The 12,411-nt window shown below is 61.2% G+C and carries 11 protein-coding genes; 6 read left to right on the top strand and 5 right to left on the bottom strand.

The window, feature by feature from the left end:
• Nucleotides 1–140 precede the first annotated feature (140 nt).
• On the top strand, nt 141–563 hold the full coding sequence (locus SB822_RS48860) for an ester cyclase (RefSeq protein ID WP_009771389.1): 423 nt from the start codon (nt 141–143) through the stop codon (nt 561–563).
• Nucleotide 564: 1 nt separating this feature from the next.
• Entirely contained in the window at nt 565–1,188 is a 624-nt protein-coding gene (locus SB822_RS48855) for a TetR/AcrR family transcriptional regulator (protein ID WP_079502149.1), read from the top strand.
• 19 nt (nt 1,189–1,207) lie between these two features.
• On the opposite strand, the gene SB822_RS48850 is transcribed toward SB822_RS48855, so the two are convergent.
• The 4 genes from SB822_RS48850 to SB822_RS48835 form a co-directional block, all read right to left on the bottom strand.
• The gene (locus tag SB822_RS48850) at nt 1,208–2,563 is read right to left on the bottom strand and encodes an epoxide hydrolase family protein (protein WP_114223835.1); all 1,356 of its coding nucleotides are present in this window, start codon (nt 2,561–2,563) and stop codon (nt 1,208–1,210) included.
• A 249-nt stretch (nt 2,564–2,812) separates the two neighbouring features.
• Nucleotides 2,813–3,277 carry a MarR family winged helix-turn-helix transcriptional regulator gene (locus SB822_RS48845; protein ID WP_410858128.1) on the bottom strand — a complete coding sequence of 155 codons (465 nt, stop codon included), beginning with the start codon at nt 3,275–3,277 and terminating at the stop codon, nt 2,813–2,815.
• Nucleotides 3,278–3,347: 70 nt separating this feature from the next.
• Nucleotides 3,348–3,764, bottom strand: coding sequence for an organic hydroperoxide resistance protein (locus SB822_RS48840; protein ID WP_007737293.1), 417 nt, complete (start codon nt 3,762–3,764; stop codon nt 3,348–3,350).
• 134 nt (nt 3,765–3,898) lie between these two features.
• Complete coding sequence (locus SB822_RS48835; RefSeq protein ID WP_007737294.1) at nt 3,899–4,825, bottom strand: LysR family transcriptional regulator; 927 nt, start codon at nt 4,823–4,825, stop codon at nt 3,899–3,901.
• 124 nt (nt 4,826–4,949) lie between these two features.
• On the opposite strand from SB822_RS48835, the gene SB822_RS48830 reads away from it, so the two are divergent.
• Nucleotides 4,950–7,070, top strand: a complete 2,121-nt coding sequence (locus SB822_RS48830; RefSeq protein ID WP_410858127.1) for a 3-hydroxyacyl-CoA dehydrogenase NAD-binding domain-containing protein — start codon at nt 4,950–4,952, stop codon at nt 7,068–7,070.
• Here SB822_RS48830 and SB822_RS48825 read toward each other — a convergent pair.
• Complete coding sequence (locus tag SB822_RS48825; RefSeq protein WP_410858126.1) at nt 7,065–7,217, bottom strand: hypothetical protein; 153 nt, start codon at nt 7,215–7,217, stop codon at nt 7,065–7,067. The genes SB822_RS48830 and SB822_RS48825 overlap by 6 nt on opposite strands.
• A 256-nt stretch (nt 7,218–7,473) precedes the next feature.
• On the opposite strand from SB822_RS48825, the gene SB822_RS48820 reads away from it, so the two are divergent.
• The 3 genes from SB822_RS48820 (at nt 7,474) to SB822_RS48810 (ending at nt 12,068) form a co-directional block, all read left to right on the top strand.
• The gene (locus SB822_RS48820; protein ID WP_410858137.1) at nt 7,474–9,954 is read left to right on the top strand and encodes a type VI secretion system Vgr family protein; all 2,481 of its coding nucleotides are present in this window, start codon (nt 7,474–7,476) and stop codon (nt 9,952–9,954) included.
• Entirely contained in the window at nt 9,944–10,825 is an 882-nt protein-coding gene (locus SB822_RS48815) for a hypothetical protein (protein ID WP_410858125.1), read from the top strand. The genes SB822_RS48820 and SB822_RS48815 overlap by 11 nt, the downstream gene beginning before the upstream one ends.
• 79 nt (nt 10,826–10,904) lie before the next feature.
• A complete protein-coding gene (locus SB822_RS48810) occupies nt 10,905–12,068 on the top strand; it encodes a WD40/YVTN/BNR-like repeat-containing protein (protein ID WP_410858124.1) in 1,164 nt (387 codons plus the stop codon).
• Nucleotides 12,069–12,411: the final 343 nt, after the last annotated feature.

Raw genomic sequence — 12,411 nt, 5'->3', positions numbered from 1 at the left:
TGGACCGCGCTTGGATCATAGCGTCGATGTCGGACAAAATTCTACCTGAGGTTAAAACTACATTACGATCTTGTAATGAGATGCGAGTCTCACTAGAATGAATTGGCAAACGGTGCGAATGCAATCGCGAGGAGCCAATCATGACGCTGACGCCTGTGCAGATGGACGGGAAGATCGAAGAGCACTTCGGTTTCGAGAGACGCGACGATGTCGAAGGCGTGCTCGCCACGCTCGCGCCGGACGTCGAGCATGACGTTGTCGGCTGGCCTGTGGGGCCGGTGCGTGGCCGTGGCGAAGTGCGGCCGTTCTACGAGGCGTTATTCGCGGATTTGTCGGAGAGCCGGGTCGAGTGCTTGCGCCGCCTGTATGGCGACGGTTTCGTCGTCGACGAATCGCTGTGGCGCGGCAAGGCGCCGGGGCGGCCATTCGGACTCGAAGGGCGAGGGCGCCCGCTGGAATTCCGAATGTTGCATGTGCTCGAGTTCGCGGAAAGCGGGCAGATCACGCGTGAGAACGTATGGGTCGATCTCGCGGCGATCATGCAGCAGTTGCCGCAGGCCTGATATGGCGGACGTCACGACCAACGGGCGCGAGAACCAGAAGCGGCGCACGCGCAAGGACTTGTTGCTGGCGGCTTCGCGTTTGATGAAGCAGGGGCGCAAGCCGAGTCTTGAGGAGATCGCGGAGGAAGCGATGGTGTCCCGCGCCACCGCATATCGCCATTTTCCGAGCATGGATGCGCTGCTGCTGGAAGCGTCACTCGATGTCGCGACGCCGGATGCGTCGACGCTGTTCGGCCCGCGTGCGTCGGATGATCCCGTGGCGCGGCTCACGCGCGTCGATACGGCGCTTCACGACATGATCCTCGCCAACGAAGCGCCGCTGCGGATGATGCTCGCGCATTCGCTGGAGCGCGTGGCGAAGGGCGATACCGACAGTGAAGTTCCGCTGCGGCAGAATCGGCGGACTGCGCTGATCGAGGCGGCGCTGGAACCTGTGCAGGATCAGTTCAAGCCCGCCGCGTTCGAAACATTGACGCAAGCGCTCGCGCTCGTGATCGGCACCGAGGCGATGGTGGTGTTCAAAGACGTGTTGCAACTCGACGACGCGCGGGCCCGGAAAGTGAAGCGCTGGGCGATCCGCGCGCTGGTCGATGCGGCGAGGCGGAGTCGCGTAGAGGGGGAGTGACGACTCGCCGCTCAGCCCTCTATCTACGCAACGGCCTCAATCCCGCCCGCACTTCTTCGGCAAACAGTTGCGGCTGTTCCCACGCCGCAAAATGCCCGCCCTTGTCGAGCCGGTTGTAGTAAATGAGGTTGTGATACGCGCGCTCGGTCCAGCTACGCGGCGCCTGATAGTTCTCGCGAGGAAAGACGCTGACGGCGGCGGGGACGGACACATCGGCGGCGGCGAGGAAGTTGAAATGGGACTCCCAATAGAAGCGCGCCGCAGAGATACCCGTGTTCGTCAGCCAGTAAAGCGTGATGTCGTCGAGCACGTCGTCGAGCGTCAGCGCGCCTGACGATTCTCCATTGACGGCCCGGCCGAATACAGCGGAAGTAAGCGCCGCTGCCGGCTGCTCGTAGCCGTCGCCGTGATCGAGCAGCCAGCCGGCCAACCCGATCGGCGAGTCCGAAATGCCATAGAGCGTTTGCGGGCGCGTTCCCATCTCCAGCGCGTAGGCGCGCCGCTTTTTGGCCGCGCTGCTCAACTGGTCGTATGCATGCTTTTCGTCCTCCGAAAGGCTGGATGGAGGCGGGTCGCCCGCCTGAAGCGCCTTGGCGATCTCGGGCGGAATTGTCGCCGGGAAGTTGACGTGGATGCCCAGCAACTCGGGCGGCGCTTGCTTGCCCATCACGTTCGCGACGACACCGCCGAGGTCGCCGCCTTGCGCCGCGAATTTGTCGTATCCGAGACGCTTCATCAGCACGACCCACGCGCGCGCCGTGCGCTCCGGGCCCCAGCCCGTCGTTGTGGGCTTGCCGGAAAAGCCATAGCCCGGCAACGACGGGATGACCAGATGAAATGCATCCGATGCGCTCGCGCCATAAGCGGTCGGGTTGACCAGCGGCTCGATGATCTTGAACTGCTCGATCACCGAGCCGGGCCAGCCGTGCGTGACGATCAGCGGCATCGCGTTGGCATGCTTCGAGCGCACGTGAATGAAATGAATATCCAGTCCGTCGATCTCGGTCACGAAGTTCGGCAGCGCATTCAGCTTTGCCTCGCATTTGCGCCAGTCGTAGCCGGTGGACCAATGGCGCGCGAGTTCCTGCATCATCGCAAGCTGAACACCCTGCGTGTTGTCGGCAACCGTCTCGCGCTCGGGCCATCGCGTCGCCTTGATGCGTCGACGCAAGTCGATCAGTTGCGCGTCGGGCACATGCACACGAAGCGGACGAATCGCCGTCTTGTCGCCGCCCGTTGGCTGTGCGACTGAGGTTATCGCCTGATCTGTTTGTGCAAATGCAAGCTGGCTCAACGAACCTGCGGCGACGGTGGCCGCGGCGACACCGACAAAGCGTCGACGCGACGGCGATTGAGGAGGAAGGTGGTCTGACATAAGAACTCCGATTGGCTTTGCGCCAATGATTCCAGGTAATGGCCGCGTAGTTGCGCGAGCCATTGGACGCACGATCCGGACGCGGCGCGCGTCCGGCGAGAGCGCATTGGAACGCGCGGATGTATCGCGCGTGTTTTCTGAAACGATGCCTTTGTAGGCGCAAGTACCGGCTGGCACACAGCGGATACTTTGCGCTACGCGGACCGAACGTGCTACGTGTTGCACATACAACATCAACAACAGAAAAAATCAGCTGATTCGAGTCGGCAGGTCGCCCGCGATGCCCATCAGCGCGTTTGCGCCCACTTCGCCAAGCAGCGACTGAGCTTTCGATTGCGCCGCCGACCACGCGGACGCGGCGTCGTGCAACAGGGCTTTGCCTTGCTTCGTGAGCGAAAGAGGGCGGCTGCGGCCGTCGTCGCCTGGCATGCCTTCGACGACCCATCCCTGCGCGACTAACGGCTGAAGATTTCGCGTCAGCGTCGAGCGATCGTGATGATTTTTGCGCCCGAGCGTGGCGCGGCTAAGCGGTCCAAATTCCATGATCAGCACCAGCAGCGTGAATTGCGACGCGTTGACGCCAAACGGCCTCAATGCTTCATCGTAGATCGCGGTCAGCACTCTTGAGATCTGCCGCGTGCGCGTGAGCAAACAGCTTTGCGCGATCTTCCGGCTGACGTTGGCACAGGTGTCGTGCCGATGGTCTGAACTCATCGTCGAGGCTCGTGTTGCATATGCAATATCGTGGCAAGGGCAGTGGTCGCACTGCCCTTCTTCATACGGCTTAAACGAGCGTGATCGTGACGCCGATGTTGCCGCGCGTTGCCTTCGAGTACGGGCAGGTTTGATGCGCGCGGTCGACCACTTCCTGGGCCACATCGCGCGGCAGGCCGGGCAGGCTCACGTTCAGGCGTGCCTGAATGAAATACGCGTTGTCGGTGGTGCCGAGATCGATTTCGGTATCGACGCTGGTGTCAGCCGGCAGCGAGATCTTCAGCGCGCGCGCAGCGCCGCCCATCGCGCCAATGAAACATGCCGACCAGCCGGCGCCGAGCAGTTGCTCGGGGTTCGTGCCCGCGCCATTGCCGCCCGGCGTCGATAGCTTGATATCGAGGCGTCCGTCTGAACTAAGTGCGGCACCTTCGCGGCCGCCCGTCGTGTGAACCTTGCCTGTGTACAGTACGTTGTCGATACGCGTCATGGTGCGTGCTCCGTTGAGTAGTTGAGGGGCAAACAATCGATGACCGTATTGAAGCGTGCGGATGTATCTCGCTTGTGTCGTGGAAACGGACGTGTGTATGCGTATGTATCCGCTGCTGCGGTGGATACATTGCGCTACAAATTGGCGGGTCGGGTCGGCATGGCGCCGCGTCCGGCCTTGCGCGCTTCGTCGAGCATGAATTCGATGAACTGCGACGTCGCGCGCGTATGGTGAAGATTCGGCATATACAGCATGTACATGTTCGTGCCGAAGATGCTGAGCCGCCACGGGTCGAGCGCCGTGACGACGTCGCCGCGCCGGATGTCGTCGTGTACGACGTAATCGGGCACGAGTCCGACGCCGAGGCCGGCGAGAATCGCCTCGCGCAGAAACAGGAAGTTCTCGGAGATGAGGCCGGGTTCAAGCAACACCTCATGCCGTTCGTCGCGCAGATACGCGGCGACGCGCAGTTGCCGGCCGACCACGGCGGACGTAATGATCGGCGCGGTGCGAAGCTCGTCGAGTTGCACAGGCATGCCATGTTGCGCGGCGTAAGCGGACGACGCGCACGCGACCCATCTCACGGGCCCCATGTCGCGGGCGACGAGATTTTGCGGCGGCTCCGACATCACGCGCACGGCAATGTCCACTTCGTCGCGCAGCAGGTCTTCTACGCGGTTCTCGAACATCACGTCGAGCACGATGCCGGGATATTCGCGTTTGAAGGCGATCAGCCACGCCGACATCACCAGTTGCCCGTAGCCGCTCGGCACCGACAGGCGCACACGCCCTTGCAGGCTTTCGCCGAGCGTCGATATCGATTCCTTCGCGGCCAGCAGCGAATTTCGGATCGCGCGGCCATGCTCGTAGAGCTTCAGCCCGATCTCGGTCGGCTCGACGCGGCGCGTCGTGCGCCGGACCAGTTGCAGGCCGATCGACTTTTCGAACTGGTTGAGGTGGTAGCTGACGTTGGCGCGGGTCATCTTGAGCCGCCGCGCAGCCTCGCTGAGATTGCCGGCATCGATGATCTCGACCAGCAGCGTTAGCGCGTTGACGTCCACGGCAGTCCTACTGTCAAAGATTCTTTGACACTCTGTCAATTGGCGATGCGATTGTCAATTCCCGTTGTCCCCAAGACAATCGATGGCAATTTCGTTTACATGCTGCAACGAGGAGACAAATCGTATGACGCCGACCGCCGCATCCGCATCGCCTGTTACTCATGAGCTACGCGGCACCATCCTGCTCGTCACCATCGACAATCCGCCCGTTAACGCGCTCGGCGTGGACGTCCGGCGCGGCCTAGTCGCGGCGATCGAAGCCGCGGAAGCGAATCCGGCCGTGCGCGCGGTGCTGATCGTCGGCGCGGGCCGCAATTTCATCGCGGGCGCGGACATCCGCGAATTCGGCAAGCCGCCGCAAATGCCGACGCTGCCCGACGTGTGCAACCGCATTGAGACGTGCGGCAAGCCTGTCGTCGTCGCGATTCATGGCGCCGCGCTCGGAGGCGGGCTCGAGATCGCGCTGGCATCGCATTATCGGATTGCGGTCGCGGGCGCGAAGCTTGGCTTGCCTGAGGTGCTGCTCGGCCTGCTGCCAGGCGCGGGCGGCACGCAGCGCGCGCCGCGTCTGATCGGCGCCGAGGCGGCTTTGTCGCTGATGCTGAGCGGTAAGCATATCGGCGAGCAGGAGGCGTTGAAAATCGGGCTTGTCGATCGCGTAGGCCAGAGCGATGACGTGCTCGCCGAGGGGCTCGCGTATGTGCAGCAACTGCTCGTCGAACATGCACCCGTGCGGCGTACGCGCGATGCGCAAGCGCTCGCGGACCAAGAGGCGGGTGCAACCGCTATTACCGCCGCGCGCGCCGACACCGCGAAGAAATCACGCGGCCTGCTGTCGCCGCTGAAGATCGTCGATTGCGTCGAGGCCGCGCTGAACCTGCCGTTCGACGATGGCCTGCGCTTCGAGCGCAAGCAATTCCTCGAATGCCTCGATAGCCCGCAGCGCGCAGCCCTCGTCCACGCGTTCCAGGCGGAAAGGGAAGTGCAGAAGGCGCCTGAAACGCGCCGCGCGCAGCCGAGGCCGATCGCGTCGGCGGGCGTGGTGGGCGGCGGCACAATGGGCGCGGGCATCGCCGTCGCATTGCTCGACGCGGGCTTGCCCGTGACGATGATCGAGCGCGACGACGAATCGCTGGCTCGCGGCCGCGCGCACATCGAAAAGGTCTACGACGGCCTGATCGCGAAAGGACGTCTGACCAGCGACGCGAAGGCGAAGAAACTCGCGCGCTTCATCGGCAGCACGTCGTACGAGGCACTCGCCGATGTCGATATCGTGATCGAAGCCGTGTTCGAAGACATGGCCGTGAAGCAGGCGGTGTTCGCGGAACTCGACCGCGTGTGCAAGCAAGGTGCCGTGCTCGCGACCAACACGTCGTATCTCGACATCGACGCGATCGCAGCCAGCATGTCGCGGCCGCAGGATGTGATCGGGCTGCACTTCTTCTCGCCCGCGCACATCATGAAGCTGCTGGAAGTCGTCGTGCCCGCGCACGTGAGCGCGGACGTCGTCGCAACGTCATTCGACCTGGCGAAGAAGCTGCGCAAGGTGCCCGTGCGCGCGGGCGTGTGCGACGGCTTCATCGGCAACCGGATGCTCGCGGTGTATCGCGCGGCGGCGGACCATCTGATGGAGGACGGCGCGTCGCCGTATCAGATCGACAAGGCCGTGCGTGAATTCGGCTTTCCGATGGGACCGTATCAGGTGATCGACCTCGCTGGCGGCGACATTGGCTGGGCGACGCGCAAGCGCCGCGCTGCGACGCGTAATCTCGATGCGCGATATGTGCAGATTCCCGATCGCCTCTGTGAGCGCGGCTGGTTCGGCCAGAAGACGAAGCGCGGTTTCTACCGCTATGACGAAGGCAAGCGCGCCGGCACGCCCGATGCGGAAGTGGAAGCGATCATCGTCGCGGAGCGCGAGCGCGCGGGCGTCACACCGCGCACGTTCAGCGACGAGCAGATCGTGCGCCGCTACATGGCCGCGATGATCAACGAAGGCGCGAACGTGATTCACGAGCGCATCGCGTTGCGGCCGCTCGATGTCGATGTGACGTTGATTAACGGCTTTGGTTTTCCGGCGTATCGCGGCGGTCCGATGCATTACGCCGATACGATCGGTTTGCCTGCGTTGCTCGCCGATATCCGTGAGTTCGAGAAGCAGGATCCTCTGTTCTGGAAGCCTTCGCCGTTGCTGGTGGAACTGGTCGAACGCGGGGAGACGTTGGCGAGCTTGAATCAGTCATAGATCCGCCCGTTCTGTCCACGGCGTCGGCAGAGCGCGCGCCACGCGGCGCGCGAGCGGCTGTCCATCATCGAGCATCGTCGCGTCACCATCCAGCACTCGGCCTCCCGTGGTGGTCAGGTTTCCTTTGAGTGCGATCAATTTCGTCATCCAGTATCTCCTGATTTTCGCATCGGTGATTGGTTCTGGAAAACCATATAGAACGTACTACGAATGGAAATTGTCAAGGTTTGCAAAGGTTGATGAAAAGCAACACATGAATAAATAGTAGGATAACTACGCTTTTTAATAAATCGGGCACGTCTTAACCTCTTGACCCAAAGCGACCGCGTTGCGTTTACCACGGATGCGGTGTCGTCATACACGAGACAGTTTCGTGGCACTGGGTTACGACGGAGAAGAAACGATGGCGAGCCTGTTCGGGGAAAGCAGAGCGTATGCAGCCGACCTGATGGCGGTGACAGGGCGTCAGGCCTATTTTCTTGAAGTGCCGGGCGCGGCGAGTGCGGCGGAACTTTCCGTAGTCTCGTTCGAAGCCACCGAACGTATGGGGGCGCCCACCGAGGTCCGCATCCAGCTCACACATCCGGGCAAGCTTGCACGCCAGGACTATCTGAACCGGGACGCGGCATTCCTGATCGATCCCGCCCTCGGCACGCCACGCCGCTTCTCCGGCTTCATCGCGTCGCTCTCGACACTCAAGGCGACGAAGGACTTCATCCGCTACGAAGTCATCGTCAGGTCCCACTTCGCCCGGCTCGATGCGGTCACCACGAACCAGATCTATCAGCATCAGACCACGCCCCAGATCATCGAGGCCGTTTTGCGACGTCATGGGCTGAAGGGCCATCAGTTCGCCTTCCGGTTGCGTCGGGCGTATCCGCAGCACCTGTTCCGCTTCCAGTACCGGATGAACGATCTCGCGTTCGTCCAGATGCTGATGCAAAAGGCGGGCATCTACTGCTACACGGTCGAGACCGAGCACGGCGACCAGATCGTGCTCGGAGACGACATCGACCACTACATCTATGAACCGCAGCTCGATGTCCCATACCGGGAGCATGCGGGACTTGAAGCGGCAATCGAGTCGGTGTTCGCGCTGGAGACTCACGCGCGGACCGTGCCGCAGTCGTTCCTGGTGGCCGACTATAACCCCGAACAGGCGTGGGAACGCTTCAGGGACGAGGCAAACGTCGCGCCTCAGGATCCCACCACCTACGGCCAGCCGTACATCTACGGCACGCATCACCTCGATCAGGCGAGCGCGAAGTGGGAGGCGCAACTTCGTCACGAAGCGGCGATAGCATGGCAGGTCGTCTACGAGGGCGAAAGCAATGTGCTGGCGCTGCAGCCGGCGCGTATCCTGCGCGTCGACGAGGCGTTGTCCGACGCGCCCGATGGTCAGGTCGTGATCGCGGTCACGCATCGTGGCGCGCGCGATACGGCCTACACGAACACCTGGCAGGCGATTCCGTCCGACCGGCGTTTCCGGCTGAAGCTGGAGGAGTCGGCGTGGGCGAAGATCCCCGGTTCGCTCTCGGCCCGGGTGACGTCGCCCGATCAATACAAATACGCCTATCTGACTTCCGCCGGTTACTACACGGTGCGCTTCGACACGGATTTTGCACCATGGCCCGCGGGCGGCGAGAGTGTGCCGCTGCGTCTCGCGAAACCGTTCGCGGGGGCGTTGCAGACGGGCTTCCACTTTCCGGCGCTGGACGGCACGGAGGCCGTGATCGAGTTCAGGGATGGCGATCCCGACAAGCCGTATATCGCGGCCTTCCATCACCACAGCCAGGCCGTGGACCACGTCACGAGCGACCGGCGTTGGCTCTCGCGCAACGTGATCCGCACGCAGGGCAATAACAAGCTGCGCATGGAGGACTGGGAAGGTCAGGAAGGCATCAAGCTGTCGACCGAGCATTCGGGCAAGTCGCAACTGAACCTCGGCTGTCTGGTCAACCAGAAGCTTGAACAGCGGGGCGAAGGCTTTGAACTGCGCACGTCGGGCTACGGCGCAATGCGCGCAGGGAAAGGGCAGTTCATCACCGCCTTTGACCGGCCTGCGGCGGGCGGTCAGCAACTGGACATGCAGGAGACCGTCGCGCAGCTTGAAAGCGCGCTGGAACTTGCAAGGGCACTGGCGGACTCGGCGCGCAGCGCGAAGGCGGTTCCCGCCGACACTGACGCGCAGCATCAGGTCAATGACGAACTCAATGGCCTGAAAAAGCCGGGGGTGCTTGCGAGCGCGCCCGCATCCGTGGGCATCGTCTCGGGCAGTGGTGTTCAGGTCTGCGCAAAGGACAACGTCAACGTGGTGACCGGGAAAAGCGCAGATATCAGCGTGGCGAAACGCTTCACCGTTGCGGCGGGCGAACTCGTATCAATGTTCGCGCAGAAACTCGGAATAAAACTGATCGCATCGAAAGGTCCGATCGAAGTGCAGGCTCAAAGCGATGCGATGTCATTACTGGCTGACAAGGATGTGAGCGTGGCGAGTGTCAACGGCACGGTACGTATCAGCGCGAAGAAGGAACTCATCCTCGAATGCGGCGGTGCGTTTGTCCAGCTCAAGGACGGAAGCATCACTTTGGGCGGTCCGCTCGACCTGTTTCTGAAGGTCATTACGGTCCAGAAGCAAGGAGCGCAGAGTCTGCCAGCCGCCGTTCCCGCACCACCGGAATCGAAGGGCGCGTTCGACGAAGCGCTTGTGGTGCACTGGGCCGGAACGGATATTCCTGTGCCCAATACGCGATATCAGATGTTTTCGGAGGGCAAGCTGATCGCCGAGGGCATTACCAATGCGTACGGCGAAACGTCACTGGCGCAGAGTCACGTCCCGCAGGGCATCTCTATCAAACTGAAGGCAGATACATATGGCGGATGAAAACGACGTCGTCGGTTACGCGGAATCGTATATGACGTTGAAATCATACACAAAGCGCGCACAGGTGGAGCGAACCGCGTGTGACGTTCGCGTGCCGCCAGCGGCAGACTCGATTATTGGGAATTGCGAGTACTACTACAGGCCACTGCATTGCGCGTATACAGAGACCGTCGAAAAGGTTACCACCTCTAGCGCGTGGGCAACCGTAAAGGCTTTTGCCACGTCCTGGGATCCATGGACCGACAAGGAAGTTTCGGCCCGTCTGCTGCGTCAGCGACAGACGCTGATCCAGCCGGACTGCACCGCCTCCGATTGGTCCCGGCACAGCAACTTCATGATGCGGCACATTGGTTGCGGGCACAAGCCGCCAGCCTATTACCTCAGTTACGGCTACTACTATTGTTCGAATTATGGAGCAAAGCTGAAACCAACGCTGTCCAAAGCGGGCAGGGATTGGCTCGACAATGCGAGGTGGTATCTGCAAATCCACATGGAAAAGGGACTGGCATTGAATATGACGGGAGATGTCATCAAGGTGAGCAGTGCGAAGCCGGGGAACGGCAGTTTCAGGATGGGGGTAAAGCAGTACGGGCTGGAACTGGACAACGAAACATTCAAGTCCTTTGCGTTCAAGACACATCCGCTAGCCTATCTCGACGGGGGGCTGGCGGATTTGCAGATTGGAGACATGGTCAAGATCATGGGCGGTCCCGCTCTAGAGGAGTGGGGCGATCGACGCACCTATGAGCAGGTGTGGGACAGCGGCAAGGTAGTTGTCAACAAGACCTTGGGCGACGCATGGAGCGCCACCAAGGACGATATCGATGATCCCGTGAGCAAGGCGCTCGGACGTTTGATGGGCGCTAAGTGAGATGCGAATTCCCAGGAAAAGGACATTGATTGCGGGTGGTCTACTGACGGCCGCGCTTCTAACGTATGGATTTCATGGCATGACCACACCAGGCTGGCAAACGATTTCAACGGCGTTCATGAAAAACGATAAGCCGTACGGAGGCGGCGACTGCCGGATTCAGGGGAACGAGGTCATTAGCCTTAAGCTTGCCGATCCCGTCATTACGTTTAAGCCTGTCGAGCAAAGAAAGAACCCCGAATATGCGGAACCTACCGAAGCATGGATGAGCAATGTTTACGAGGTACTGAACAGACAAACGATCAGCTTTTTTCGCGGAACGGTTGATGGCGGATTGAAACGCTACTTCCAGCAACCAGGCCAAGATGCGGCTTGGTGGTATTCGAAGGATTGGGGTGCGCAGTACATCAGCACGAGCTGGATGGATTACAAGGTTCCGCAACCCAAAAACGGCCTGTCGCCGGAAATTACAAGGCTCTGGACTTCGCGCGATGGAGGCAATAACTGGTTGCAGCTCAAATGGCCCGAAGAGCAGAACATTGGCCAGTTGCTTTTCCTTGATCCCGGCCGTGGTTATGCAGTCGGCTGGGGGCCACGCGTGTGGCGTACGGCCGATGGCGGACGTTCGTGGAAAGAGATCCGCGTCCCGGAACTCGCACGTGATCGTGAGCAACCGCGGCAGAGGTTCAGCGGTGTGGATCTCGGCGCTGACGGCGTTCTGCGCGTTGCTTATTACGTCGACCAGATGGGAGAAGTTCGCCAGTCGAGCGTCGTTGACCGCTTGCGATGGGATAGTGAAGCATTTGAGCGCGAGGTGGTGCTTCCGGGGCAGACAGTCGCCACGATCCAGTCGGAGCAAAAGTCCCCGGGCGTGTATTCCATCTACGCCCTTTCCCGCCTTGGACTGCCACGCGACTGGAACGACCGGACCGATAACGGCCACCGTACAGGCGCCATCTCCCAATGGGGCAGCTACGCGAAGCCTGAAGTCAGGCAGTTGCATACGTTCGATGCGCGCTTCACGCTGGACGGTCTGAGTGTGGGCCAGCGCGGCGTACTACTCGTATATGCGACAGACGCGACGGGTGAACGCGCACCGCGCGATTTCACACTTGCCAGCAAGGACTACGGAAAGTCGTGGGACGAGACGGATGATGGTATTACGCAGGGCGTCTATTTCGATCCCGCAACGAACACTCAGTACGGACTCTATGCCTTTACGCTGAAAAAGCGGACGTGGTAATGCTTGACCTCGGGGGCGTCAGCCCGACGCCGACGCTGCAGCGTCTCGAGCCGAGAGACCACGAGAATGGACGGGAAGCTTGCCATCGCTCCTATGGTTCGAGCCCTCGAGCAGGTTGACGTCGATGCTCCACCAAACACCGCTTGTTAAAGATAGTCAAATCCGCCGATACGACGTTGATGCATTCAGCGCAAAGTCAGAGAATGAAACTGCGGTGACCGTACCGCGAGTGGCAAGTTAGAGCCGCAGCAATTGCGCTGCGGCTTCTTTTTTTCGTGCGCCCGGCAGGGCGCACTCACTCGGAGGTGAAAGTCCTCTACACACCCGGCAAGGGGAAGTGTTA

Origin of the sequence: Paraburkholderia sp. SIMBA_054, from assembly GCF_046534875.1 — a bacterium.
Taxonomy (GTDB): domain Bacteria; phylum Pseudomonadota; class Gammaproteobacteria; order Burkholderiales; family Burkholderiaceae; genus Paraburkholderia; species Paraburkholderia hospita.
The sequence above is the reverse complement of the archived record's forward strand: the minus strand, read 5'-3'. Positions and strand labels throughout refer to the sequence as shown.

Bases quoted from the DNA above. Each gene is read 5' to 3' on its own strand.
- SB822_RS48810 (WP_410858124.1), top strand. From the start codon at position 10,905: ATGACCACACCAGGCTGGCAAACGATTTCAACGGCGTTCATGAAAAAC.
- SB822_RS48845 (WP_410858128.1), bottom strand. From the start codon at position 3,277: ATGAGTTCAGACCATCGGCACGACACCTGTGCCAACGTCAGCCGGAAG.
- SB822_RS48855 (WP_079502149.1), top strand. From the start codon at position 565: ATGGCGGACGTCACGACCAACGGGCGCGAGAACCAGAAGCGGCGCACG.
- SB822_RS48850 (WP_114223835.1), bottom strand. From the start codon at position 2,563: ATGTCAGACCACCTTCCTCCTCAATCGCCGTCGCGTCGACGCTTTGTC.
- SB822_RS48820 (WP_410858137.1), top strand. From the start codon at position 7,474: ATGGCGAGCCTGTTCGGGGAAAGCAGAGCGTATGCAGCCGACCTGATG.
- SB822_RS48860 (WP_009771389.1), top strand. From the start codon at position 141: ATGACGCTGACGCCTGTGCAGATGGACGGGAAGATCGAAGAGCACTTC.
- SB822_RS48825 (WP_410858126.1), bottom strand. From the start codon at position 7,217: ATGACGAAATTGATCGCACTCAAAGGAAACCTGACCACCACGGGAGGC.
- SB822_RS48815 (WP_410858125.1), top strand. From the start codon at position 9,944: ATGGCGGATGAAAACGACGTCGTCGGTTACGCGGAATCGTATATGACG.
- SB822_RS48840 (WP_007737293.1), bottom strand. From the start codon at position 3,764: ATGACGCGTATCGACAACGTACTGTACACAGGCAAGGTTCACACGACG.
- SB822_RS48830 (WP_410858127.1), top strand. From the start codon at position 4,950: ATGACGCCGACCGCCGCATCCGCATCGCCTGTTACTCATGAGCTACGC.